At 48.6% G+C, this 26000-nt stretch carries 19 protein-coding genes and 1 other RNA gene; 4 read left to right on the forward strand and 16 right to left on the reverse strand.

Translation table 11 applies throughout. The annotated features are described in order from the left end of the window. Window positions 1-122: 122 nt before the first annotated feature. On the forward strand, window positions 123-1265 hold the full coding sequence (locus C510_RS17750; RefSeq protein ID WP_244870465.1) for a hypothetical protein: 1143 nt from the start codon (window positions 123-125) through the stop codon (window positions 1263-1265). A 181-nt stretch (window positions 1266-1446) separates the two neighbouring features. On the opposite strand, the gene ssrA is transcribed toward C510_RS17750, so the two are convergent. Then, window positions 1447-1843: a transfer-messenger RNA gene (ssrA, locus tag C510_RS17070) on the reverse strand. A 113-nt stretch (window positions 1844-1956) separates the two neighbouring features. Between ssrA and C510_RS0107630 the strand changes: the two genes are divergently transcribed. Further along, window positions 1957-3114 (forward strand): lactonase family protein, encoded by a 1158-nt coding sequence (locus C510_RS0107630; RefSeq protein ID WP_018710751.1) that lies wholly within the window; start codon window positions 1957-1959, stop codon window positions 3112-3114. 161 nt (window positions 3115-3275) lie between these two features. On the opposite strand, the gene C510_RS0107635 is transcribed toward C510_RS0107630, so the two are convergent. From C510_RS0107635 to dxs, 14 genes are all read right to left on the reverse strand, one after another. Next, a complete protein-coding gene (locus C510_RS0107635) occupies window positions 3276-5477 on the reverse strand; it encodes a GH92 family glycosyl hydrolase (RefSeq protein WP_026320148.1) in 2202 nt (733 codons plus the stop codon). Between the two features lie 101 nt (window positions 5478-5578). Further along, complete coding sequence (locus C510_RS0107640) at window positions 5579-6547, reverse strand: type I phosphomannose isomerase catalytic subunit (RefSeq protein ID WP_018710753.1); 969 nt, start codon at window positions 6545-6547, stop codon at window positions 5579-5581. Window positions 6548-6739: 192 nt separating this feature from the next. After that, the gene (locus tag C510_RS0107645; protein WP_025892332.1) at window positions 6740-8152 is read right to left on the reverse strand and encodes an NADH-quinone oxidoreductase subunit N; all 1413 of its coding nucleotides are present in this window, start codon (window positions 8150-8152) and stop codon (window positions 6740-6742) included. Between the two features lie 4 nt (window positions 8153-8156). Beyond that, on the reverse strand, window positions 8157-9638 hold the full coding sequence (locus C510_RS0107650; RefSeq protein WP_018710755.1) for a complex I subunit 4 family protein: 1482 nt from the start codon (window positions 9636-9638) through the stop codon (window positions 8157-8159). Between the two features lie 26 nt (window positions 9639-9664). Beyond that, the gene (nuoL, locus tag C510_RS0107655) at window positions 9665-11554 is read right to left on the reverse strand and encodes an NADH-quinone oxidoreductase subunit L (RefSeq protein ID WP_018710756.1); all 1890 of its coding nucleotides are present in this window, start codon (window positions 11552-11554) and stop codon (window positions 9665-9667) included. 27 nt (window positions 11555-11581) lie between these two features. After that, the gene (gene nuoK, locus C510_RS0107660; protein WP_018710757.1) at window positions 11582-11899 is read right to left on the reverse strand and encodes an NADH-quinone oxidoreductase subunit NuoK; all 318 of its coding nucleotides are present in this window, start codon (window positions 11897-11899) and stop codon (window positions 11582-11584) included. A gap of 105 nt (window positions 11900-12004) precedes the next feature. Beyond that, complete coding sequence (locus tag C510_RS0107665; RefSeq protein ID WP_018710758.1) at window positions 12005-12529, reverse strand: NADH-quinone oxidoreductase subunit J family protein; 525 nt, start codon at window positions 12527-12529, stop codon at window positions 12005-12007. A 9-nt stretch (window positions 12530-12538) separates the two neighbouring features. Continuing rightward, window positions 12539-13006, reverse strand: a complete 468-nt coding sequence (locus C510_RS0107670) for a 4Fe-4S dicluster domain-containing protein (protein WP_025892334.1) — start codon at window positions 13004-13006, stop codon at window positions 12539-12541. Between the two features lie 16 nt (window positions 13007-13022). Continuing rightward, window positions 13023-14111, reverse strand: coding sequence for an NADH-quinone oxidoreductase subunit NuoH (nuoH, locus tag C510_RS0107675; protein ID WP_018710760.1), 1089 nt, complete (start codon window positions 14109-14111; stop codon window positions 13023-13025). Window positions 14112-14274: 163 nt separating this feature from the next. Then, window positions 14275-15897, reverse strand: a complete 1623-nt coding sequence (locus C510_RS0107680; protein ID WP_018710761.1) for an NADH-quinone oxidoreductase subunit D-related protein — start codon at window positions 15895-15897, stop codon at window positions 14275-14277. A gap of 2 nt (window positions 15898-15899) precedes the next feature. Further along, window positions 15900-16499, reverse strand: coding sequence for an NADH-quinone oxidoreductase subunit B (locus C510_RS0107685; RefSeq protein WP_018710762.1), 600 nt, complete (start codon window positions 16497-16499; stop codon window positions 15900-15902). Then, window positions 16490-16840, reverse strand: coding sequence for an NADH-quinone oxidoreductase subunit A (locus tag C510_RS0107690; protein WP_018710763.1), 351 nt, complete (start codon window positions 16838-16840; stop codon window positions 16490-16492). The genes C510_RS0107685 and C510_RS0107690 overlap by 10 nt, the downstream gene beginning before the upstream one ends. A 655-nt stretch (window positions 16841-17495) precedes the next feature. Continuing rightward, window positions 17496-18836 (reverse strand): Trk system potassium transporter TrkA, encoded by a 1341-nt coding sequence (gene trkA / locus C510_RS0107700; protein WP_018710765.1) that lies wholly within the window; start codon window positions 18834-18836, stop codon window positions 17496-17498. Further along, window positions 18833-20740, reverse strand: a complete 1908-nt coding sequence (dxs, locus tag C510_RS0107705) for a 1-deoxy-D-xylulose-5-phosphate synthase (RefSeq protein WP_018710766.1) — start codon at window positions 20738-20740, stop codon at window positions 18833-18835. The genes trkA and dxs overlap by 4 nt, the downstream gene beginning before the upstream one ends. Before the next feature lie 93 nt (window positions 20741-20833). On the opposite strand from dxs, the gene C510_RS0107710 reads away from it, so the two are divergent. Next, on the forward strand, window positions 20834-21820 hold the full coding sequence (locus C510_RS0107710; RefSeq protein ID WP_018710767.1) for a GSCFA domain-containing protein: 987 nt from the start codon (window positions 20834-20836) through the stop codon (window positions 21818-21820). After that, window positions 21796-24261 carry a bifunctional UDP-N-acetylmuramoyl-tripeptide:D-alanyl-D-alanine ligase/alanine racemase gene (locus C510_RS0107715; protein ID WP_018710768.1) on the forward strand — a complete coding sequence of 822 codons (2466 nt, stop codon included), beginning with the start codon at window positions 21796-21798 and terminating at the stop codon, window positions 24259-24261. The genes C510_RS0107710 and C510_RS0107715 overlap by 25 nt, the downstream gene beginning before the upstream one ends. A 96-nt stretch (window positions 24262-24357) precedes the next feature. Here the strand turns inward: C510_RS0107715 and C510_RS0107720 are convergent, their stop codons facing one another. Further along, on the reverse strand, window positions 24358-25989 hold the full coding sequence (locus C510_RS0107720) for a RagB/SusD family nutrient uptake outer membrane protein (RefSeq protein ID WP_025892335.1): 1632 nt from the start codon (window positions 25987-25989) through the stop codon (window positions 24358-24360). Window positions 25990-26000 lie beyond the last annotated feature (11 nt).

Here is a 26000-nt window from a genome sequence, read left to right on the forward strand (position 1 = left end):
TACTGACCAATTATTATGTGGGTACAGTAGCTGGAGGAACAAAAGTGAACGATAGTTTCTTTGATACAGCTGAATACCGTGGAGCTGTTCCGGCCGATAATGACTGGACAGCAGGATGGACATTGACCAGTGGAACAGAAGCAGCAGTAGAACCGGAAACTTTACAGGGTGAACTGACAGGAGAGAAGACTTTGTCTCAAGGACAGACTTATTACCTGACGGGTGAATATACCGTAAAGGCTGGAGCTACCTTGAATATAGAACCGGGAGTGACACTGATAGCCAAGCATGATGATGTAGTAGACTATATCCTGATTGAACAGGGAGCAAAAATCAATGCAGAAGGTACTGCTGATGCACCGATTGTCATGACTTCCGAAAAGAAAGAACCGGGAGCATGGGGTGGCTTGCACATCTGTGGCTATGCACATACGAACGCTGCCGGAGGTACAGGAAAATCTGAAATAGGTAATGCTACTTATGGTGGCAATGACGACAATGATAATTCTGGTGTGCTGAAATACATTCGTTTGGAATATACAGGATATGCTTTCGATGAGGAACACGAAGCCAATGGCGTTTCGTTTTACGGTGTAGGAAATGGTACGACGGTGGAACACCTGCAGGCTTATCAGGGATCTGACGATGGTTTCGAATTTTTTGGCGGATCTGTGAATGTAAAATATATGGTGGCTACGGATTGTAGTGACGATTCATTCGACTGGACTGAAGGCTGGAACGGAAAAGCACAATTCCTGGTTGCTTATCAGTCAACGGAAGATGAGTTGGGTTATGCCTGCGACTGTCTGATGGAATGCGACAATAACGGTTCAAATTATGCTGCTACTCCGGTTGCTCATCCGGTTATTGCCAATGCGACTCTTGTCGGTAACGGTGGCGATGCACAGGGAGTACGTCTGCGTGCCGGTACACAGGTAGAACTGTATAATACCTTGATTACCGGAAAAGAAAAACCGTTGACAGTAGAAACTGCCGAAACTGAAAATGCCTTGAAGGAAGGTACTTCCAAACTGGAATATGTAGCTATCAGCAAGGAACTGACATCGAAGGAAAATATCTATACAAATGCTGATTTTGCACAAGCTACCGGAAACCTTACCAACCAGACATTCTCATGGACAGATAAGTATGTAGGTATTGCAGATGGAGGCAAAGACTTGTCGGCTGATTCCTTCTTTACAAAAACAAATTATAAAGGTGCAGTAAAGGCCGATGAAGACTGGACTGCAGGCTGGACATTGTAAGTTGTTTCTGATTAGGGCATAGTTGATTTTTAGTTAGGGGAATGTGGGGCTCGGTGAAGAGCCCCACATTTGTTTGTATTGATAGGTATCAGATTGGTATAACGGGTGGTATGAATATAAAAAAACACCCGAACTTATATTTCGGGTGTTTTGTAAATCCTTTAATTATCAATGTCTTTTTTCGTGGAGCTGGAGGGAGTCGAACCCTCGTCCAAACGAGGAAGCCATACGCTTTCTACATGCTTATCTCTGCCTTCGGTTTTCGTGCATAAGCAAGACCAGAGCCACCCACTTATACCTTAGTCCCTAAAACTTCATCCCGGCCTCGGAACCCGGCCGGAACTATTCCCGAATTTACTGCACCGCTGGACCAAACGCTTCGGAACAAGAGCTTTTGAGCGATGTCTCGTTCCCGTCACTGTGACGGGAATAAAGTTAATCTACTATACTTCGATTAAGCAGCGAGAGCATAAGATTCGTTGCCAGATAATTGTTCAGTAACTGAGATTATAGTGCAAATCACTGACGCACTGCATGCTTACATACCACATCTCTCGCTGTCAAAACCAAACAACCCCAAGTCTGTGATAATATCTGAATGCAAAGATACGAAATATTTGTGATTTTGCCAAAATGTAATGGATTTTAATTATTTTTGAAAGCTTTTACAGAAAATCAAACCATAAGGAATATGAAGACATTGATAGGTGTATGTATGGCCGCTATGGCCTTGACAGGAAGCAGTTGTATGGGAAGTGCCAAACAGACAGAGGCTGTTTCTGCAGAGAATACAGATTCGTTATATTATCTGCTGGTGGGAAGTTATGCCCAACCGCAGGAGGAAGGCATCCGTGTGTATGTATTCAATCAGGAGACCGGGAAAGGAACATACCGGAGCGGATTCTCCGGTATTTCGAACCCTTCATTTCTAACTCCTTCGGCCGATGGGAGCCGGGTGTATGCAGTGTGTGAGGATGAAGGAGTGACTTCTACCGCCAACGCATTGACTTTCGACCGTGAGAAAGGAATGCTTTCTTTGGTGAATACACAACCGACGAAAGGAGGGGCTCCTTGTAACATCGTGTTGAGTCCTAAGGAAGATTACGTGTTGACTGCAAATTATATGGGAGGGAATGTAACAGTATTCCCGGTAGGGAAAAACGGTGAACTTTTGGAAGGCGATACACTGGATTTTTCCGGACACGGTCCCGATAGTGAACGACAGGCTCAACCGCACTTGCATTGCGTACTCTTTACACCAGATAACCGCTTGATGTTGGCCAATGATTTGGGTACTGACTGTATTCATGTTTTTCCGGTAAACGATAAGCAAGGTAAGGGATTGTTGGATCGTACAGCTGCATACGATGTCCAGTTAACTTCGGGAGCAGGTCCACGGCATACTTGCTTTGCGCCCGACGGGAAGCATGCGTACCTGATTACGGAACTTTCAGGAGATGTCATTGTGCTTTCTTACGATGAAATGAAGTTGGATACCATCCAGACCATCAAGGCTGATACGCTCGATGCACGGGGTAGTGCGGATATCCACATATCGCCTGACGGTAATTTTGTTTATGCTTCAAACCGTTTGAAGGGAGACGGTATTGCTATTTTCTCGGTCAATCCGGAAGACGGTACCTTGGATAAGGTGGGATATCAGTCTACGGGAATTCATCCGCGTAACTTCATCATCACGCCGAACGGTAAATTTCTGTTGGTAGCCTGCCGGGATACCAATGAGATTCAGGTATTTGCCCGCAATACTGAAACTGGATTACTGGAGAATACCGGCGAAAGAATTGAAATGTCGAAACCGGTTTGTCTGAAATTCGTTTCCATGAATTGAAGTTACAGCTCCGGATTATAGGAGATGAAAAGAGCTTGACACCCACAGAGGAAATGTCAAGCTCTTTTTATTTATGGAAAACGTCCGTTTGTTTCAGTCAGAACGTCCGTTCGTTTGAATGAGAACGTTTAGGCGTTTGAGGTAAAACGTCCGTTTGTTTTTTATTTCTGGTCTGTCATCTGGTAAACCAGTGTACCACCTTTCATGATATCGGCGTGTGAGATGAAGTTTTTGGTATACGGTTCGCCGTTCAGTGTGATGCTCTTTACGTACTTGTTGGTTTCAGAGAGTCCTTCTGCCTTGATGGTGAAGGTCTTTCCGTCGGCCAGGTGAAGTACGAATTCCGGCATCTGAGGGGCGCCAAATACATATTCGCCGCTTACCGGATTCACCGGATAGAATCCCATGGCTGAGAACATGTACCAGGCAGACATCTGACCGCAGTCGTCGTTTCCGCACAGACCGTCGGGTTCCGGACGATACTGGGTGTCGAAAATTTCACGGATCAGTTCCTGGGTACGTGCCGGTTTGCCGGCCAACGCATAGAGGTAAGTTACGTGATGGCTCGGTTCGTTACCGTGGGCATACTGGCCAATCAGACCGGTTACGTCGGCCTGGGTGGTTTCCAGTTTCAACGTGAAGAAGGTATCCAGTTTGGCAGTGAAGGCATCAGCACCTCCCATCAGTTCAATCAGTCCCGGAACATCGTGCTGTACATGCCAGGTATATTGCCAGGCATTTCCTTCGGTATAGTCGCCACCGGTACTTTCAGCATGTCCTACCAGACTGGGGTTGAACGGAGATTTCCAGCTTCCGTCAGATTTGCGCGGACGCATGAACTTCGTTTCAGGGTCGAACAGATTTTTATAATATTCAGCTCGTTTGCCAAAGTAGGCTGCGTCTTCTGTCTTGCCCATACGGGTAGCCATATCGGCGGCTGCATAGTCATCGTATACGCTTTCCAGTGAAGAAGATACTGATTCGGCTTCAGTCAGGTCGGTCGGGAAATAGCCGTACTTGGTATAGTTTTCCCAGTTGGATTTCAGTTTGTGCGAGATGGTCTGGGTACGCTTGATGGCCTGGAAGGCACGTTCGGCATCGAAACCTTTGAAACCTTTGGCATATGCTTCTGCCACGATGGAAACGGCGTGGTTGGCTACCATACAGTAGTTTTCCTTGCCCCACAGTCCCCAGATAGGCAGGAAGCCTTGTACATCGGCCTGGTCTACCAGGGAGTTGACGAAACCGTCTACACGTTCCGGAGTAACGATGGTGTAGAACGGATGAGCGGCGCGGTAAGTGTCCCATGCAGAGAAGGTAGAATAGAACTTCCCACCGGTAGCCTGTACGATGGAATCAGCTGCGTTACGGTATTTGCCGTCTACATCCGAAATTTCGTTCGGCTGGATGAAGGCGTGGTACAGTGAAGTGTAGAAGTTGGTTTTCTGCTCGTCGGTTCCCTGTACTTCGATGCGGCTCAGGTAGCTGTTCCACTCATCCTTGGAAGCCTGGCGTACAGCTTCGAAGTCCCAACCCGGAATCTCGGCCTTTAAGTTGGCTTTGGCTCCTTCGATACCGGTGGTAGAGAGAGCTACTTTCATCTGTACGGCTTCGCCCGGCTGTACCTGGAAGGTAGCGACGATGCGTTTCCCTTTTTCGGTTTCACCCATCGGCAAATCGACTGTACTTACTACCGGACGGTCGAACTGCATGGCAAAGAAATAGTCCTGGTCTACCCATACACTGTTGTTTACGTGACCGGTCAGTGTACTGTCATTTTCCCACTGTACTTCGCAACTGCGTACATGTGAGTGATATTGGTTTTCGTTCCAGGCCGGACCGTGCTGCAGGTCTATCAGGATAGAAGCAGAATCAGCCTTGTTATAGGTATAACGGTGCAGGGCTGCATGGATGGTAGAAGTCAGTTCTGCCTTTACGCCCGGTTCATCGAGGGTAACGGTGTAATATCCCGGTGTAGCGCTCTCGGTGGATTTCTGGAAGCGGCTGCGGTAGCCGTCCCAGTTGCGCTGGCGGTTGCCGGTAACCGGCATTACCAGAATATCGCCCAGGTCCATACAGCCGGTACCGTTCAGGTGAGTCTGGGTGAATCCCCAGATGATGGAATCACTGTAGACATATTCCGAGCAGTAACGCCATCCCACTGCTCCGGTTACGGGGCTGGTCTGTACCATCCCAAAGGGACGACAGGCTCCCGGGAATGTATGACCGTTGTCGGCTGCTCCGATGAAAGGATTGACGTATTGGGTATAATCTATTGGGGCGGTTTCCTGCTGTGCGGTGGAACAGCCTGCCAGGAAACCTGTGAATGCCAGACTGAGCCAGAATGTCGTTGATTTTTTCATGATAAAGATTCGTGTATATAAAAAGGCCATTCAGACCACTGTTCCGTTCCGGGCTGGTATGTAGCCGAAGGGTACAGGGTCTGAATGGTGAAAAATAAAGATTATACGTAAGTTTCCAGGAATTTGACTTTACCTTCCGGAACTACTTCCAGAGAACGGGTTGTAGCCGGGAACAGGACAGATTCACCTGCCTGCAGGCTGATGGTATTTCCTTCGTTGTCGGTTACGGTGCAGGCACCTTCCATGCAGATGTAGATGACGAAAGAGTCGAGCTCGCTGTAATCCATGCTCATCTTTTCAGTCAAATCGTATACGGTTGTAGTGAAATACGGGCAGGTTACCAGTTCTACTGGTTCGTTTTCTTTCGGTGTATAGTTGGTGCGGTAGTCATCGTAAACGGTATAATCGATGGCATCCTTAGAAAGTTCGGTATGCAGTTCGCGGGTATTACCGTTCTTGTCTTTACGATTGAAGTCGTAGATACGGTAAGTTACGTTGGAAGTCTGCTGGATTTCGGCGATGAATGAGCCGGCACCGATGCTGTGGATACGTCCGGCAGGCAGGAAGAATACGTCGCCCGGTTTGATGGAATAATCCTTCAAGGCGTCGCAGATAGTGTTGTCGGCAATCATCTGGGCATATTCGTCTGGCGTAATGGCTTTAGACAAACCTGAACGCAGGTGAGCGTCTGCAGTAGCATCTACTACATACCACATTTCGGTTTTACCCATGGAGTTATGGCGTTTCATGGCCAATTCGTCGTTCGGGTGTACCTGGATGGACAAATCCTGCTGGGCATCGATGAATTTGATGAGCAACGGGAATTTGCCGTTGAAGCGTTTGTAGTTGGCTTCGCCTACCAATGCTCCTTTGTATTCGTTGACCATTTGTGTCAGGTTCTTGCCTGCATCGGCACCGTTGGCTACGATGGATTCGTCGCCCGGAACGTCAGAGATTTCCCAGCTTTCGCCTACTTGTGTCTGATTGCTGTCCAAATGTTTGAACGGAATGATTTTTTCACCTCCCCACAAGGTGGATTTCAGAATCGGTTGAAATTTTAATGGATACATAGTGACTCAAAATAAAATGTTTACTTATCTATTTGCAAAAATAGAAAAAATAAATTAAGAATGAAGAATTAACTAATGGAAATGAAGAATGAAGAGCGAAGAACTAAAAAAAAACGGAAGGACAAAAGGGACGGATGCTTGTTCTGCCCTTTTGTCCTTCCGTTTCAAGGAATATATTCTTCTGTCGGTTTATCAGAATTTGTCAATCCACTGATAGACTCCGCTGCAGATACCCAGTAGGACGATACCGATGAGGCAGACAACCAGACTGGTACGCATCAGTGCTGAGGAACGGAATGCAGGTACGGGATGCTCGTTCGGAGTGATGTACATGGCTTTTACAATCAGCAGGTAGTAATACAGCGAAATGATGGTGTTTACCAAGGCCAGGAAGACTACCAGCCAATAGCCGGTGTGGAAGGCTGAAGCGAATACGAAGAACTTCGAAAAGAATCCGGCGAAAGGCGGAATTCCGGCCAGTGAGAAGAGAGCCAGTGTCATGACGAAGCTCAGTTTCGGATTGGTCTGATAAAGTCCGTTATAGGCTTCCCGGTCTACCCGACCGTTGGTTTGCTGTTCTACGGCTCCGATAACACCGAACACAGCCAGGTTGGCTACGATGTACACAACGATGTAGTATACCAGGGCTGTCATTCCCTGTTCGCTGCCAGCCAATACAGCCAGCAGGATGTAACCCGCCTGCGAGATACTACTGTAGGCCATGAATCGTTTCAGGTCTTGCTGCAGGATGGCGAAGACGTTGGCGATGGTGATGGTGAGTACAATGGTGACACTCAACATCAGTCCCCATTCTTCCGTCATTGGAGTAAAGACTTTCAGCAGGATGTTCATCAGGGCGAATGCGGCGGCTCCTTTGGAAATAACGGACAGATATCCGCTCACCGGAGTCGGAGCACCCTGGTAGGCATCCGGCGTCCACATGTGGAACGGAACGAGACTCAGCTTGAAGCCCAGACCGGCAAAGAAGAAGACCATCGCCATCAGTTGCAGGGGAGTACCTGTCAATGCTTGAGGCAGGTCGGCAAAATAGGTGGTTCCGCAAGTACCGTATACCAATGACAAGCCATACAGCATCAATGCAGAAGAGAACATGGAGCTCAGAATGAATTTGGCTCCGGCTTCGGCACTGTGATGACGGTATTTATCGAAGGCTATCAGGCAGACCATCGGAATACTGGCCAGTTCCAGTCCAACATAGAAAAGAATGAAGCTGCCTGCGCTGACCATGAAATACATACCCAGCAAGGTACTCAAAGTAAGCAGGTAGAATTCTCCGGCTTTGTGGCGGGTGTCCTCACCGGACAGCCAGCGTCCGGATTGCATGAATACCAGCAGGGTACCGGCTGTAAGGATGGTTTTCACTACCGAAGCCATGGTGGTGCTGTTGTACATACCTCCGAAGAGTTCCTGATTTACCGGTACCAGATTCAGTATCAGTTGTACTACCATCAGTGTGCAGGTCAGTGTCTGCAGGGCTTTGTGATGCGGTGCCTTCAGTATCAGGTCGGCCAGCAGGATAATGATGAGTATGACCGCCAGGCTGATTTCAGCTTGCATCGGGAATAATGCTGTTATATTCATAATTCAATTAATGTATGAGTTGTGAGATGATAGGTTCCACGCTACCGCTGATGAGGTGACTTACCCAGTAAGGTGCCAATCCCAGTTCGGCAACGGCTATAATCAGGCAGATGACCGCAAAACGTTCGTCCCAGGTGGCATCCGTCAGTTTCAGGTGTTCCGGGTTCTGACAGGTACCATAAAGGATTTTTCCTACTACACGCAGGATATACACAGCCGTAATGACGATACTGGTTGTGGCAATGATGGTGCAGGTACGGTGGAACAGATCCGGATTCTGGAAAGAACCGACAAAGACTGTCATTTCGGCCACGAATCCACTCAGACCCGGCAGACCGAGGTTGGCCAGACCGGCTATCACGTAACCTACGGCCAGGAACGGCATGATTTTCATCAATCCACTCAGCTGTCGGATGTCACGGGTGTGGGTACGGCCGTATATCATACCGATGAGGGCAAAGAAGAGGGCGGTCATCAGTCCGTGGCTCAACATCTGCAGGATGGCACCGGTAGCACTTACGCGGGTCATCATCAGCAAGGCAAAGAGTACCAGTCCGCAGTGGCTTACAGAAGAGTAGGCGTTGATGTATTTCAGGTCGGTCTGTACGACGGCACTGAAGGCACCGTATACAACGGAAATGGTGGTCAATACCAGAAAGAAGTCGCCCCAGATAGCGGCTCCGGTCGGCATCAGATACATGGCGATGCGGAAACAGCCGTAACCACCCAGTTTCATCAGTACCCCGGCATGCAGCATACTTACAGCGGTAGGGGCTGAAGCATGACCGTCAGGGCTCCAGGTATGGAACGGGAAAAGGGCACCCAATACGCCGAATCCCAGGAATACCATCGGGAAGAAGATGCGTTGCATTTCGGTCGGTATCTTCTGTTGTACGATTTCCAGAATGTTCATGGTTTCGCCTCCGGCACCGTAGTAGATACCCAGAATACCGATGAGCAGGAATGCGGAACCTCCCATCAGCATCAGAGTCAGCTTCATGGCTGCATATTCTTTGCGGCCGCTTCCCCATACGCCGATAAGCAGGTACATAGGAATGAGCGCCACTTCATAGAACATGAACATGGTGAACAGGTCGGTGGAGATGAAGAAACCGAATACACCGGTACTCAACAGGGTAAACCACAGAAAGTATTCTTTGGTGAGCGGTTTCAGTTTCCACGAAGCGAAGGTTCCGGTGAAGACGATGATGGCACTCAGCAGCAGCATGACTACCGAAATACCGTCTACGCCGACCGAATAGCAGATGTGCAGCGGTGCGTACCAGCTGATGCTGTCTGTGAAGAGCATTTCTTCGGTGGCACCGGCTTGACGAAGTCCGATATACGACACGGTGAGGTAGGCGGCCAGTATGAGCAACAGCGATGAACCGGCTACCATCACGCCTCTGACTTGGTTTACGTTGCGGGCTATCCAAAGGCCCAGCAGCATGAGCAGAGGTATCAGAACGAATAGACTCAATAGATTCATATCAGTTTATTTTTTCTTTTCAATGATTAGAACAACAGAAGTACCAAAGTCAGCAGGATGATACCACCCAGGAACCACATGGTATAGGTCTGTATACGTCCGCTTTGGGCTGGCTGTACGGTAACACCGAAAGCCTGTGTACACCAGGCCATGAAATTCATGAACTGGTCGATTACATGGCGGTCGAACCAGGCCAGCGGGGTAGAGATGCAACGGAAGATGATGCGTTTGGTAACGAACATCCAGACTTCATCCATATAGAAACGCTTGTAGGCAGCCCGGTGTAGACCACTGTAGCGGCGTGCCAGCATTTCGGCCACGGGTTGTTTCTCGCGGGCATACATCCAGGTAGCCAGACCGATGGCAATGAGTGCTACTACGATGCTGGTGGCAGCTACCTGTATATCGAGGTGGATGTCATAGCTTTCACCGTTTGCCGATACAAAATGTCCGAAGGGGATAAAACCGGCTATGAGTGTAACGGCAGCCAGGAACATCAGCGGGAAAGTCATGTTCAGCGGACTTTCGTGCGGAACATGAGCTGCATGAAGTTCTTTGTTCTCCTTACCCCAGAAGATACAGTAGTACAGACGGAACATGTAGAATGCGGTCATACCGGCAATGATTGTCATTACCCAACCGATGACCGGGCTGAACTGGAAGCAGGCCGTCAGAATCTCATCTTTTGAGAAGAAACCTGAGAACGGCGGGATTCCCGCAATGGCCAGACAGGCTATCAGGAAGGTGATGTGCGTAATAGGCATGTATTTGTGCAGACCTCCCATGGTTTCCATTTCGTTGCTGTGTACGGCATGGATGATACATCCGGCTCCCAGGAAAAGCAGTGCCTTGAACATGGCGTGAGTGAACAGGTGGAACATACCGGCCATGTAACCCAGACCACCTTCGTGCGGGTTCATGGAAGTACATACACCTAAAGCTACCATCATAAATCCTATCTGTGAGATGGTGGAGAAGGCGAGTACACGCTTGATGTCGCTCTGTGCACAGGCTACCGAGGCGGCATAGAAGGCGGTGAAAGCACCGATGTAGGCTACCCAGTGCAGTACACTTGGAGCAAATCCGATAAAGAGCGGGAACATGCGGGCTACCAGATACACTCCGGCTACAACCATGGTAGCGGCGTGGATGAGGGCAGATACCGGTGTAGGACCTTCCATGGCATCCGGCAACCAGATATGCAACGGGAACATGGCACTCTTACCGGCACCTCCTACAAACATCAGTCCCAAGGCCCAAGGCAGTACCATACCGGCTTTCATCAACTGTTCTTCCGAAGGGGTGAAAGTAAAGGTCTGCATGTAGTAGCCGTAAATCAGGATACCGATGAGGAAGCCTAAATCGGCAAAACGGGTAACGATGAAGGCTTTCTTTGAGGCCAGGATGGCTTCCGGTTTGGTGTAGTAGAAACCGATAAGCAGGTAGGAAGATACTCCCACCAGCTCCCAGAACACATACATCTGGAAGATATTGGTGGCTACCACCAGTCCTAACATGGAGAAAGTGAAGAGGCTCAGGAAAGCGTAGTAGCGCTGGAAACCTTTTTCACCTTTCATATAGCCGAAAGAATAGATATGTACCATCAGGCTGACGGTAGAGATGACAATCAGCATCATCACGGAAATGGGATCCAGCATGATTCCCATGTCGATGTGCAGCTGTTGGGTGAACGGCAGCCAGTCGATGTTCCACGGGGTAAGGGTCGGGTAGGTTCCTTCGGCTGTCCGTTCGGCTGTAAAATAGCTGAAGGCCGTCAGGTAGCTCAGTACAGCTACGGCTCCCAAGGAGAGGGTACCGATAGCTCCGGCCACGCGGTGCGGCATCTTCATGCCTGCCAGCGCCAGCACCAGAAAGCTGAGTAGCGGCAGGGCGAGTATTAGAATCGTATAGTCCATAAACTTGTTTGTTGAATCGTTAAGCGTTTATCCTTTCAGGTCGGTGATATCATCGGTCAATATATGCTTGACGTTGCGGTATACATTGATGATGATGGCAATGGCTACGGCAGTCTCGGCGGCTGCAATGGCGATGCCGAACAGGCTGAAAAAGTGTCCTTCCAGTTGCCCCGGGAACAGGTAACGGTTGAATACGGCGAAATTGATGTTCGTGGCATTCAGCATCAGTTCCACAGAGATGAGGAGGGCAAGCAGGTTCTTACGGGTGAAGAATCCGTACACGCCGCAGAACATCATCACGGTACTGATGACCAGGTAATGTATGACATGTATTTCTATTTCCATTTTTTTCTCTTTTTTTATTTTTAGACAGAAGTACCGAATACATGCTGGTGGTATCCGTCTATCGGCTGACCGACAGCTTTTCGGTTCCTGTCTAAAAGAGTTTCATCAATCCTTTTTTTCTTCCTTTCTGGCTATCAGTATCGCGCCTATCATGCAGGCAAGCAGCAAGAAGCTGACTACCTCGAACGGCAGTACAAACTGATATTTGTCCGTTCCTATCAGGGCTTGGCCTATCTGTTCTACAGGAAGCTCATCGCCTTGCGGAATCAGATTTAATGCGAATCCGTTGGTTACCAAAAGGAAGAGTACCAATCCGGCCCCAATCAAGGTCGTGAGCAGTACACTCACGAGTTTGCCGCGACGGATGTGGTATTTCATATCTTTATCCGACTGAGTGAGCAGGATAGAGAATACATACAGCACCACGATACCTCCGGCATATACCATCAACTGTACTGCGCTCAGGAAGGTGTATCCCAGAATTCCATAGATGGCTCCGGTACCGAAGAGTACGAACAGCAGATAGGTGGCCGCCCGCAGGATTTTGCCGGTGGTTACGGCCAATACTGAGCAGACGATGATACAGACGGCTACGGCATAGAATGCGATTTCTTGAAGTGTAATTCCCATAATCTTCTGTCATTTGGCGAGTGATGACCCTTCGTGGTTCAGTGTGAGCAGCAGCTTTTCTTTTTCGAATACAGCATTTTCAAACTCGTTGCTGAAACGGATGGCATGTTGCGGACAGACGTTCACACAGACTTCGCAGAACATGCACGAGCCCAGGTTATACTCATATTTAACTAATACTTTTTTCTTTTTCCCCTCTCCATCTTCTTGCATTTCGGTAGTCAGACGGATGGTACCGTTCGGGCAGTTCATCTGACACAGGCCGCAGGCTATGCAGTGGTGATGGTTCTCCTCATCGTGTGGCATGACGAGCATGGCACGGTGACGTTCGGCGATGTGGAGGGTGGTATGACGGTTTTCCGGATACTGTTCCGTCACCTTTTTCTGGCAGAACACCTTCATCGAGGTGCGCATGCCCACCAGCAGACTCTTGATTCCGCCGGCATATCCTTCCAGATATTCTTTCAGTGTACTCATGATCATTCAATTGACGTTAAAACACCAGCCCAAAGACCTTGCAAACGGTCATGAGCAGTAATACTACCAGTGATACCGGCATCAGGTACTTCCACTCCAGTGTCAATACCTGGTCGATACGCAATCGGGGGAAAGTCCAGCGTATCCACATCAGCAGGAATACCACCGCAAAGGTCTTGCCCACGAACCAGACTACACCCGGTATGAAATCCATTACCTGATTGAATCCGTCCAGGCCGCTGATATGTAACGGCATCCAGCCTCCCAGGAAGAGTGTCGTAGCAATACCGGCTGTGATGAACAGGTTCAGGTACTCGGCCAGGTAGAAGAAACCGAAGTGCATACCTGAATACTCCGTATGGTAACCGGCGGTAAGTTCCTGTTCGGCTTCAGCCAAGTCAAACGGACCACGGTTCGCTTCGGCGTTTCCTGCTATCAGGTAGATGATGAAAGCGGCTATGGCTATGATGTGTCCTTTGAACAGGTTCCATCCGTCGGCTTGGTTGGCCACAATAGCCTGTATGTCCATTGTTCCGCTCAGTACTACCATTGTGAGTACGCAGATACCGATGGAGAGTTCGTAACTGATAATCATGGCTCCACTTCTCACTGCACCGATAAGGGTGTATTTGCTGTTACTACTCCATCCGGCCAACAGGATACCTAGTACACCGATGGATGAGGCCGCCAGTACGAAGAAGATTCCAATGTTCATGTGCAGGATTTCTCCTCCCTTGTTCCAAGGCAAACATGAAAAAGTAAGGATGGAGGCCAGGATAACCAGGAAAGGTGCCAGATTATAAAGGAAACGGTCAGCGTTCTTCAAGGTGATGATTTCCTTCGTCAGTATCTTGATGACGTCGGCAGGTACCTGTAGCAGACCGCCTTTTCCACCTACACGGTTCGGACCGATACGGCACTGAAAAGCCGCACATACCTTGCGCTCCATATAGATGAGGATGATCGCCAGCACGGCATACATGATAAGGATGAATACTCCTACCACAATACCTTCCAGCGTCAGGGCCAGCCACTCCGGCATCCATCCGCATAACCATGTATGGATGAGGTTCAGTAGCGGGGTAAGGTCGTAATATTGTTCCATATGCTTTTTTTATTTTTAGTTTTTTAGTTTTCAGGCTTGTTGGAAGATTGCCGTCCGGACGGACGGCCTTGGCTTGTTGCCATTTTCCAGGTCCTTAAACGTAGGTCTTGAACAGAAATAGCCTGCAGACCAAAGATTCAAAGACTCAAACAAACCTAAAATTTTATCTGTCGATGTCCGGGATTACGAAGTCCAGTGTACCACCGATGGCTATTAGGTCCGCGATTTTCTGTCCGCGGCATACCGTATCCATGGCATGTACCAGCGGCATACCTGTAGACCGATAGTGCAGACGGTACGGGGTCTTGTCGCCATGACTCTCCAATACGACATCGAATTCACCACGACTTGTTTCTACCGAACTGGTAAATACACCTTCGGGAAGTTTCAGGATTGGTTTTGTCTTTACCTTGTATTCACCGGCTGGAATGTTGTCTATCAACTGTTCGATGATGTGACAGGATTCCATGATTTCGTCCATACGCACCATGTATCGGGCGAACGAGTCTCCTTCGGTATAGGTAATTTCCTTGAAATCTACCTTATCGTACAAGGCATACGGGTGATGCTTACGTACATCGTTGGCCCAGCCTGAAGCTCGTCCTGTTCCGCCGGTACAGCCCAACGAAATGGCATCTTCACGTGAGAGGATACCCACTCCTTGCAGACGGGTACGTGCGATGACGTTTCCTGTGAAAATGTCGTGATAGTCCTTGATGACGCTGCGTAGATGGGCGATGAACTCTTTTACCTTAGTGCAGAAGGTAGGATGGATGTCGGCTTGTACACCACCTATCATGTTGTAGTTCTGGATAAGTCTTCCTCCTGTTGTCTCTTCGAAAATATCGAGTATCATTTCACGTTCGCGGAATCCGTAGAAGAAAGGAGTAAGTCCACCCATATCCATTACCAGACATGAATAGAACAGCAGGTGTGAATCGATACGTTGCAGTTCATCCATGATGGTACGGATGTACTGAGCACGTTCGGAAATTTCGATACCTGCCGCCTTCTCAATGCACATGCACAAGGCATGGCGGTTCTGGTGCGCGCTCAGGTAGTCCAGTCTGTCTGTCAGAGCCAGTGTCTGAGGGTAGGTCAGACTTTCGTTCAGTTTTTCGATGCCCCGGTGGATGTAACCCAAAATAGGGTCTACCTTGCAGATATTCTCACCGTCCAGCGAAGTACGCATACGCAGCACACCGTGTGTAGACGGGTGTTGCGGACCGATGTTTACTACAAAGTCCTTCTGGTCGAACACGATATTCTTTTTATCGGCTATTGTGCCGTCCGGTTTCAGGAAATATTCATCGGTGATATCGGCATTCACCTCGTTCTCCATATTCAATGGATTCGAGTTCATGTCATAATCTTTGCGGAGCGGATATCCTTTCCAGTCTTCGCGCAGGAAGATGCGGCGCATATCCGGATGGTTCAGGAAACGGATACCGAAGAAGTCGAATACTTCCCGTTCTTTGATGAGGGCGGTTTTCCACAGGTCGGATACCGTAGGCAGGAAGGCCTGTTCGCGGTCGGCTGTTACAGTCTTCAGGATAATGCGGTGTCCGGTCCGTGTCGATTCCAGGAGGTAGAGGGCTCCCAGTCCTGTTTCGCCCCAGTCCATACCTACGATGTCGCGCAGGTAATCCATGGGATGTTCAGAATCTGCGTAAAGAGCTTCTGCCACTTGGTGCAGCTCTTGTGCGCTGACGCTGACTACAGGTTCTCCGTTTTCGGAAACAGTAGCATCTGGAGCTGTCTTTTTAATCTTTTCAATGAGTTCCATGCTTATTCTTCTCCTTTCTCTTCAGGTTTCTTCTCCTGGCGGTTCACTCCGCCCAGGAATTTCTCAACTTTGATTTTCCGTTGCAGCTGCATCATGCCGTAATAGAAGGCTTCAGGACGTGGAGGACATCCGGGGATGAAGACATCTACCGGAATAATCTTATCAATACCGTTCACTACGTGATAGGATTTGATGAAAGGACCGCCACTGATGGTACAGCCACCTACAGCCACTACGTATTTGGGCTCGGCCATCTGGTCGTACAGACGCTTCAGTACAGGAGCCATGCGGTAAGTAATGGTACCCAATACCATGATCATATCTGCCTGACGGGGGGAGTTTCGGGTTACTTCGAACCCGAAACGGGCCATATCGTAGCGGGCTGCTCCCAGGGCCATGAATTCAATGGCGCAGCAACTGGTACCGAAGGTCAATGACCACAAAGAGTTGCTACGGCCCCAGTTGATGAGTTCGTCTACTGTACCTAGTATGATTCCGGCTCCGTCCTGATTCAGCTGTTGTACCAGGCGTTCCAGGTAATCGTTGTTCTTGAAATCCTCATATTCCATCGAGCGGATTTCTGTACGTTTCTTTAATTCCATTCCAACGCTCCTTTCCGCCAAGCGTAAGCCAGGCCTAAAATGAGGATTCCCAGGAAACAGGCTGCCGATACCAATGCGTAAGTACCTGCCGATGCAGCTACAACAGCCCACGGGAAGAGGAATACAGTCTCGATGTCGAACATCAGGAACAGGATTGCGAACAGGTAATAGCCTACGCGGAACTGTACCCATGATTCCCCACGAGTAGGGATACCACATTCATACGGTTCGCCTTTCTGTGGGTTGAAAGACCGTGGGGCAATCAGATGGGCGATTGTCATGGCGGCTACAACTAAGGCTACTGCCGTAAGAATAACGACAATAATAAATGTAAAGAACATATAGTAAAAGTTTTGTAATGATACAAAGAAATATCCGGTACCCAATATCAACTATGGAGTACCGCATGTTGTTGACCATTTGTTTGACAGGATGGTCTGAGGGGAAGAAAAGGTTGTTGGCTAAATCAGAAGCTTTTGTAGCCCATATACATAATAGTCTGTTGCTCTTCCCGAAAGAGGATGGCGCCAGATCCAGCCTTTGTGTTGTTGGGAGGGTAAAGGCGATTTGAATAGTAGAGACACTTCTCTAGGTATATGGGGAAGTAATTTCCCGAAGGAATTGTCTGTCAGAACATAGTAGCTGACTGATTGTGGATAAGCTACCTGACTGTTGTATAAATGACGGATTGTTCTGTCTAAAGGTATGTTTCCTGATTCCTGTACACACTCTCTCCGTTGGCAGGTGAAATGCTGTTCTTCCGTAATTTCCTCCGTATACAGGTGCTGAAAGGCAGGAACTCCCTTTCCTGTCAGCATACATGCCAGGAAGAATAGAAGTAATATGACACCTTTTTTACGGATTTCCATGGATACAGTTTTCTGTTGCGGTTGCAAAGTTAGGCATTTATTTTGACTCATGAATCAAAATAAATGAAAAAAAGCAAAGTAGACCTGTTTAAATTGCCAAATCTACTTTGCATTTCTAACGGAATTTTCAATTGAAGAATTTTTCCAGTTTCTTTATCATCATCCCTAAACAGAACACGACTACATGGTCGTTTTCTTTGATTAAGGTGTTACCTGTCACCAACATACCTTCACCGTTCCGGATCAGTCCACCGATGGTGGCTCCTTTAGGCAGTCCGATGTCCTTTACGGGGGCTTTCGTTATGTAGGCATTGGGCTTGACGGTGAATTCGGCTACATCGGCATTGGCGAAGGTGAGACATTTGACGTTTGTTACATCGGCATCCAGCATCATCTGATAGATGTGGCTGGCAGCGATGAATTTTTTATTGATGACGGTACCGATGTCCAGGCTTTCGGCCATGCTGATGTAATCCACGTTTTCTACTTCGGCTACCGTCTTGGTGACTCCCATGCGTTTGGCTGCCAGACAGGCCAGGATATTTGTCTCTGAGCTTTCAGTCAGTGCTACAAACGCTTCCGTATTCTTGATTCCTTCCTCCAGCAGTAGTTCCATATCCCGTCCGTCACCGTTGATGACCATTACGCCGTCGTCTACCAGTTCCGTCAAACGAGTACAGCGGCTAGGGTTGCTTTCAATGATTTTACAGTGGATATAGTTAGGCATGTATTGGGTAGCACGTACGGCGATACGGCTTCCTCCCATAATCATGACGTTCCGTACATCCGCTTCGTTTTCTTTTCCTGAGATTTTCCGGATGTATGGGATGTATTTCTTGGTGGTGGTGAAATAGACGATGTCATTCAATCGGATACTGTCGTCACCGCGGGGAATAATGGTTTCTGCTCCTCGTTTGATGGCTACAATGTGGAAAGGGATATTCGAACCTCCCATTTCGTGTAGCGGTACGTTCAGGATTTCTGCCGTTTCGCGCATCTTGGTTCCTAACAGAATCAGTGCGCCTCCGGCGAATTCCCACCACTGACGGATCCAACTCATTTTGACGGCATCTACAATGTCTTTCGCCGCCAGCATTTCCGGGTAGATAAGCGAGTGAACTCCCAACGTCCCGAAAAATTCTTTGTGCTTAGGCAGCAGATACTCATAGTTGTCAATGCGGGCTACGGTTTTCTTGGCTCCCAATCGGGTAGCGATCATACAAGCTGTCATGTTTTGACTTTCGTCGGGTGTGACAGCAATGAACAGGTCGGCGCCGGCTACACCGGCTGCCTTTTGTCCGTTGATGGAAGTAGGCGAATGGTTGACGGTCATCAGGTCAAGGTTATTGCTGATTTTTCCCAGTTTTTCTTCGCTTTCATCCATCAGAATGATGTCTTGTTTCTCTCCGGATAAAAGCTTGGCCAGATGGGTACCTACAGCTCCTGCTCCTGCAATGATGATTTTCATATAGTTACTATCTGTGTTAATACTTGGTAGATACCGGCCTCATCCATTCCGCATATTGCATGGAGGTCCTTGACAGGACCGTGCTGGATGAAGCGGTCGGGAATGCCGATTCGTTTCACTTGGGGGGAATAGCCGTTGTCGGACATGAACTCCAGGATGGCACTGCCCATACCTCCTTTCAGTACTCCGTCTTCTATTGTAACAATCCGGCTGAAATTTTTCCCGATTTCATGCAGCATTTCTTCATCAAGGGGTTTCAAGAAGCGGAGGTCGTAGTGGGCAATACTGCAACCGGTTTCTTTTTCTACCCGTGAAATGGCTCGGGCGGCAGTGTTCCCGATAGGACCGATACTGATGAGGGCTATGTCTTTTCCGTCTTTTAATTTCCGCCCTTTACCTACTTCTACGGCTTCAAGCGGACATTTCCAGTCTGGCAATACTCCTCTTCCCCGCGGATAGCGGATGACGAAAGGACCTTGATCCGGAAGCTGGGCGGTATACATTAACCGGCGCAGTTCATGTTCATCGTAGGGTGAAGCGATGGTCAGGTTCGGAATGGGACGCATGTAAGCCAGATCGAATACTCCGTGATGGGTCGGTCCGTCTTCTCCTACCAGTCCGGCACGGTCCAGGCAGAGTACGACATTCAGCTTTTGAATCGCTACATCGTGTATCACATTGTCGTATGCCCGTTGCATGAACGAGGAATAGATGTTACAGAACGGGAGCAGACCGTCTTTAGCCATGCCTCCCGAGAAGGTTACGGCATGTCCTTCGGCTATGCCGACATCGAAAGCACGGTCCGGCATCTCTTTCATCAGTATATTCATGGAACACCCTGTCGGCATGGCGGGTGTAACTCCTACAATGCGGTCGTTCTGTTTGGCGAGTTCCAGCAAAGTCTCTCCGAATACATCCTGAAAGAGGGGAGGGAGTCCTTGGGTATCTGCGATGAAGCGTTTACCGGTTTCCTTGTCGAATGTACCGGGGGCATGCCAAACGGTAGCTGCTTCTTCGGCTTTCTTGTAGCCTTTTCCTTTGACGGTGTGGATATGAAGCAGTTTGGGGCCCTTCATGTCCTTGATTTCCTTCAATACCTTGGTCAGTTGCAGTACATCGTGTCCGTCTATGGGACCGAAATACCGGATATTCATGCCTTCGAAGATATTCTGTTGCTGCATGAGCATTGATTTCAGGCTGTTATTGAAGCGGATAAGACTTTTCCGGCGTTCATCGTTCAGAATACCCCATTGGTAACACTTGCGCGCAATGGCATTCCGCATCCGGTTATATCCTTGAGAAGTGTGCATGTTCAGCAAGCACTGTTTCATGCCTCCTACGCTACGGTCGATAGCCATGTTGTTGTCATTCAGGATAATAAGTAGGTTGTTCGGAGTAGATGAGGCATTGTTCAGACCTTCGAAGGCCAGTCCTCCACTCATTGAACCGTCACCGATGACGGCTACTACATGGCGGTCTTCTTCTCCTTTCTTGGCGGCAGCTACAGCCATTCCCAATGCGGCGGAAATGGAATTGGAAGCGTGTCCGCAGGTGAAGGTATCATATTCGCTCTCTTCCGGGCTGGGAAACGGACGTAATCCGTTCAGTTTCCGGTTGGTACAGAATTGGTCACGACGGCCTGTAAGAATCTTGTGGCCGTATGCCTGATGGCCTACGTCCCAGACAATGCGGTCGTAAGGGGTATGGTAGATATAATGAAGGGCAACAGTCAGTTCAATCACTCCCAGGTTAGAACCGAAATGTCCCGGATTCCGGGAGAGCTCATCGATAATCTTGTTCCTGAGCTCGGCACATACTTCCGGCAGTGCTGTAACAGGTAGCTTCCGCAAATCGCTCGGGCTATCTATTTTATTCAACAATTCGCATGAATTTTGCTGTTCCATCCTGTTTTCATTAAACATTAGTTGCACAAAAATAGTATAAATATATCTAATCTGCTTACATTTGTGCAAAATTTTAACGTATCAGAGAGGCTTATGGATTTTCGTACAAAAGTAGAATTGCCTTTGGGACAGGTCTCTATCGGTCATGCCGACCCGATGATGCTGTGGGGGTCCTGTTTTGCGGAGAATATCGGGAAACGTTTGACCGATAATAAGTTCTCCTGCGATGTCAATCCGTTCGGAGTGTTATATAATCCGTTTTCCATAGCAGAGGCGTTGAGCGAACTGCTGGAAGGCAAACCGTATACTGCCGACCGGTTGCTGGAACATCAAGGTGTTTGGTTTAGCCTGATGCATCATAGCGTCTTTTCTTCCCGTTCGCAGGAAGAGTGTCTGGCACGTATCAATGGTCGGTTCAATGCGGGACGTGTGCATTTGCAGCAGGCTGATTGGCTGTTGTTCACATGGGGGACTTCCCGGGTATATCAATGGAAGGAAGACGGGCGTATAGTCGGTAATTGCCATAAATTGCCCGACCATTGTTTTGTACGCCGATTACTATCGGTTGAAGAAATTGTTTCCACCTATCTGGAACTTCTGGAGGATTTGCATCATCGGAATCCCCGGTTGAATGTGTTGTTTACGGTTAGTCCCATCCGTCATGCAAAAGACGGAATGCATGGAAATCAGCTGAATAAGGCTGTCCTTCTATTGGCTGTTGAAGAGCTTTGTATCCGGCTTCCGTATTGTCACTATTTCCCTTCGTACGAGATTCTGATGGATGAACTCCGTGATTACCGTTTTTATGCAGACGATATGTTGCACCCTTCTCCTGTGGCAGTAGATTATATTTGGGAATGCTTCTGTGAAACCTGTTTCAGTCCTGCTACCCGACAGATTATGCAGGAGTGGGAGAAAATCCGCAAAGGGTTGGAACACCGTCCTTTCGATGCCCAATCGGATGCTTACCAGCGTTTTTTAAGTCAAATTCTGTTAAAAATAGATGCGCTAAAAGAAAAATTACCGTACTTAGATGTGCAAAATGAAATCGAGTTATGTCAAGCACTATTGAAGAAATAGGTTCTATTATTGGAGCCCAACGCAGCGGAAACACCCCGGCTGCCATTGATTGGATACTGACAGACAGCCGTTCGTTGTGTTTCCCGGAAGAGACTTTGTTCTTTGCCTTGAAGACCAAACGGAACGACGGTCATAAATATATTCCTGACCTTTATACAAGGGGGGTACGCAATTTTGTCGTAAGTGATTTGCCGGAGAATCTGGCAGATTATCCGGATGCCAATTTCCTGCAGGTAGCCCAACCTTTGAAGGCTTTACAGCGGTTGGCGGCCAAACACCGGGAGCAATTCCAGGTTCCTGTCATCGGAATTACCGGAAGTAATGGAAAAACGGTGGTCAAGGAATGGTTGTACCAACTTTTAGGCCCGGACCGTGTGGTCACCCGTTCTCCGCGTAGCTATAATTCTCAGATTGGGGTTCCTTTGTCTGTCTGGATGATGAATGAACAAACAGAATTGGGAATTTTCGAGGCCGGCATTTCGGAGATGGGCGAGATGGAGGCTTTGAAGCCGATTATCCAGCCTACCATTGGTATATTGACGAATATCGGTGGAGCCCATCAGGAAAATTTTGCTTCTACCCAGGACAAATGCATGGAGAAACTGCAATTGTTCAAGGATTGCGATGTGATTATTTATAATGGTGACAATGAACAGATCAGCAGTTGTGTTTCCAAGTCTTTGTTTACGGCCCGTGAGATAGCCTGGTCTATGAAGGATACCGAACGTCCGTTGTTTATCGAGCATATCCAGAAGGATGAGACCGGAACCACTATCAAATACCGTTATTTGGGATTCTTCAAGGAATACCGCATCCCGTTCATTGACGATGCTTCCATCGAAAATTCGTTGCATTGCCTGGCTGTGGCCTTGTATCTGATGGTACCTCCTGAAACGATTGCCGAACGGATGTTGCATCTGGAGCCGGTAGCCATGCGTCTGGAGGTGAAAGAGGGGAAGAACGGATGTGTGCTGATAAACGACAGCTACAATTCCGATTTTGCTTCGTTGGATATCGCATTGGATTTTATGGCTCGACGTACCGAAGACAAAGGACGCAAGCGTACACTGATTCTTTCAGATATCCTGGAATCGGGTCAGACAGGCAGTTTGCTGTACCGGCAGGTAGCCGATTTGGTACATAGTCGGGGGGTCGATAAAATTATCGGCGTCGGTCCGGAGATTTCTGCGGCTTCTTCCCGTTTTGAACTGGAAAAACATTTCTTCCGTACAACGGCAGAACTGATTGATTCCGGTATTCTGAATGGGTTGCGCAATGAGGTGGTACTGATTAAAGGTGCCCGTGCGTTCCATTTCGATGCGATAACTGATTTGCTGGAACTGAAAGTACATGAAACGATTCTGGAAATCAATCTGAATGCGTTGGTGGATAACCTGAACTATTACCGTAACCGGTTGAAACCGGAGACCAAGATGGTCTGCATGGTGAAGGCTTCGGCCTACGGAGCCGGTTCATTCGAGATTGCCAAGACCTTGGAGGACCAACGGGTGGATTATCTGGCTGTAGCGGTGGCTGATGAAGGGGCCGATTTGCGTAAGGCAGGTATCAACAGTTCCATTATCATCATGAATCCGGAGGTGACGGCTTTCCGTACCATGTTCGATTACAAGCTGGAGCCGGAAGTTTATAGTTTCCATCTGCTGGATGAGCTGATAAAAGCGGCCGAACATGAAGGAGTCAGCAATTTCCCTATCCATATTAAAATAGATACCGGTATGCACCGGTTGGGTTTCTTGCCCGAAGAGATTCCACACTTGGTAGATCGTCTGCACCGTCAGTCGGCCGTGATTCCCCGTTCGGTATTCTCACACTTGGTGGGAAGTGATGCGGAACGCTTTGATAGTTTCACCCGTAAGCAGATTGAGACATTCGAACAGGCTTCTACTGCCTTGCAGGAGGGTTTCAAACATAAGATTCTGCGTCATATCTGCAATACGGCAGGTATCGAACGTTATCCGGGAGCTCAGTTCGATATGGTGCGTCTGGGTATCGGCCTTTACGGCATCGATCCGTTTACGAACAAGGTATTGCACAATATCAGTACCCTGAAGACGACCATTCTCCAAATACATGATGTCCCGGCCGATGAAACGGTAGGTTACAGCCGCAAAGGGACCTTGCAACGGGATTCGCGTATCGCCGCTATTCCTATCGGGTATGCAGATGGATTGAACCGTCACTTGGGCAACGGGCACGGTTATTGCCTGGTGAACGGACAGAAGGCTCCGTATGTGGGGAATATCTGTATGGATGTCTGTATGATAGACGTGACTGGCATTGATTGTAAGGAAGGAGATAAGGTGATTATCTTTGGTGATGCTTTGCCGGTTACGACATTGGCAGAGTGGTTGGACACCATTCCATACGAGATTCTGACCAGTGTCTCTAACCGTGTAAAACGGGTATATTATCAGGATTAGTTGGTAAGTTTAGTATATGTTGTAGGGACGCACTTCATGTGCGTCCCTTTACATTAGAGCATGATTGCTCATTATCATTCTTTCTTTTTTATTTTCTCAGTATCCATCATTTTGTTTCATGCTTTCGCTGTACCGCTGGACAATGGATTCCGGAATCGGGAAAACCGTGGTATAGCCACTGGCTTCGTTTTCCAGTTGCGGACGGGAATGGTAAGCTCTGGTAAACTGCCCGAAGCGTATCAGGTCTTGTCTTCTCCAGCCTTCCCAGGCAAGTTCCAGTTGCCTTTCGGCTAAGATATTTTCCAAGGTAGCCGTACGCGTTTCTTCACCAACCCGTTGGCGAACGGCATTCAGCTCGTTATCGCCGTTCTGCCCGTTCCGTACCTTGGCTTCTGCCTGCATCAGCAATGCGTCTGCATAACGGAATACTACAATGTCATTGTCGAAGAGCTTGCCGTCTTTGTAGGCTTTGGTATCTACTTCGTATTTCTTCATCCGGGCTCCGGCCGTTTTTTCGTAAGTTTCCCCTGAGACATCCAGTTTGACGTTCCAAGGTTCGTAGACCAGTGGAGTGACTTTGTCGTCCAGGTAAATCTGGTTACCCGACAGGTCTTTCACCGGACCGGCAAAGTAGCAGTAGTCGAAGCGGGCGTCCTGTTGCGGGGTATCGTAACCGAAGGTCTCCAGCACTTCGATGGTGGCACTTGAACCGTTTTCGCCGCCCAGTCCGTAGGCAGCCGCATGGTTGTAGTTGCGTGAACGGAACAGGTAGATATACTGGTTGGTATACAGGTTCTTGTCCATCGGGATGATGAAGATGTTTTCTGTAGATGATTCGTTGAATACGGCGAAATTGGCGGTATAGTCCGGTTCCAGTATGTAGCCCATGGCCGTGAGTCGTTCGCAATAATGGATGGTGGTTTCCCAGGCATTCCTTTCCGTACCGTCTATATTGAACATGATTTGTTTACCATCGGGACGCTGGCCATCGGTCCAGTTGTCATCCGTATAGACTTCCGCGTTGAGTGCCAGTTTGGCCAGCAGGAAACAGGCTACCCCTTGGGTCATCCGTCCGTAATATTCGCCCGGCCAGTTGCTTCGTTCGGAGCTGAGTAGGGGAAGTGACTCTTGTAGTTCTTTCACAATGAACCGGAACAGGACGCTCCGTTCTACCTGTTTCATATCTGTTCCGGTATTGTCGTGGCTCACTATCAGTGGAATTCTCCCGAAAAGGTCCATGGCATAATAATAGAACATGGCCCGTAATGCCCTTACCTCGGCCTGTAAAGCTGATACATCGGTATCCGGGTGCTGTACTCCAAAATCTGCGATACCTTTCAGTGAACGGTTACACAGGATGATGGTGCGGTACAGGTATTCCCAGGTGTTGAGGATGGCATCGTTGTTTACGCCCCATTTGTGGAGGAACAGTCCTTGCCAGAATCCGCCGTCGTACCAGTCGCCTCCACGGGTCGGCATGATAGCCTCGTCGGTGGTGAAGGTATTCAGATCGTAGATGCCTCTGCCGGTACCTTGTATTCCTTCGCTGTCTGCGTTTCCACCTACATGGGTGTAAAGCATCAGTACGGCATTATTCAACAGGTCTTCTTGGGTACTGTGGGCTATTTCTTCGGGAAGCAGGTTCTGAGGGTCTTCTTCCAGAAAGCTGTTGCAGGAGGTTAAGAAGAAGGTCAGTATCGTGGCCAGAATCATAGGATATGTCTTCATAGTCGAAAATG

Source organism: Phocaeicola barnesiae DSM 18169 = JCM 13652, assembly GCF_000374585.1.
In the GTDB taxonomy this organism is placed as follows: Bacteria; Bacteroidota; Bacteroidia; order Bacteroidales; family Bacteroidaceae; genus Phocaeicola; species Phocaeicola barnesiae.